This is a genomic window from Mitsuaria sp. TWR114 (assembly GCF_007997345.1).
Genome location: NZ_VOSR01001092.1, coordinates 1 through 1032 on the forward strand (window position 1 = coordinate 1; position 1032 = coordinate 1032).

At 69.2% G+C, this 1032-nt stretch carries 2 protein-coding genes; both read left to right on the forward strand.

All coding sequences use genetic code 11. The features are described from left to right. The coding region (gene tolQ, locus FUT87_RS27645; protein ID WP_147243039.1) for a protein TolQ at positions 1-628 on the forward strand (628 nt) is incomplete at its 5' end. Between the two features lie 15 nt (positions 629-643). Then, on the forward strand, positions 644-1032 hold a 389-nt coding region (locus tag FUT87_RS27650; protein WP_147243040.1), incomplete at its 3' end, for an ExbD/TolR family protein.

A 1032-nucleotide genomic window follows, 5' to 3' on the forward strand; every position in this document is an offset into this window, starting at 1 on the left:
CGCCGCGCTGCTGCTGGTGTCGCTCGCGAGCTGGAGCGTGATCTTCAGCAAGCTGATCGCGCTGGGACGCGTCAAGGCGCGCAACGAGGGCTTCGAGCAGGAGTTCTGGTCGGGCAAGAACCTCAACGACCTCTACACCAGCGTGTCCAACCGCCCGGACGGCGCGCCGCTGGAGCGCATCTTCGCCTCGGGCATGCGCGAATTCCTGAAGCTGCGCGAGAAGCGCGTCGTCGATTCCGGCGCGCTGCTGGACGGCGCCCGCCGCGCCATGCGCGCCAGCTACCAGCGCGAGCTCGACGCGATGGAGTCGCACCTGTCCTTCCTGGCGTCGGTGGGCTCGGTCTCGCCCTACGTGGGCCTGTTCGGCACCATCTGGGGGATCATGCACGCCTTCGTGGGGCTGTCCAACCTGACCCAGGTCACGCTGGCCACCGTCGCCCCGGGCATCGCCGAGGCGCTGGTCGCCACCGCCATCGGCCTGTTCGCCGCCATCCCGGCGGTGCTGGCCTACAACCGCTTCGCCCGCCAGATCGACCGCAACGCCATCACGCTGGAGACCTTCATCGAGGAGTTCTCCAACATCCTGCAGCGCAACGCCGGCCAGCCGGCGCCGGCCGCGCAGCGCTGATCCGGAGGAACGGCCATGCCCGCGATGTCCTCCCGCGGCGGCTCGCGCCGCCGCACGATGAACGAGATCAACATGGTCCCCTTCATCGACGTCATGCTGGTGCTGCTGATCATCTTCATGGTCAGCGCCCCCCTCATCACCACCGGCGTCGTCGACCTGCCCAGCGTCGGCACCGCCAAGACCCAGCCGCAGCACGTGATCCAGGTGATCGTGGGCACCGACGAGCAGCTCAAGATCAAGCTCGACGGCGACCAGGATCCGTCGCCGGTGCCGCTCAAGGCGCTGGCCGCGCGCGTCCGGGACGCGCAGAAGGGCGACGCGGCCACGCCGGTCGTGATCTCCGCCGACCGCAACGTGAAGTACGAGGCCGTCGTCAAGACGATGGACGTGCTGCAGCGCGCGGG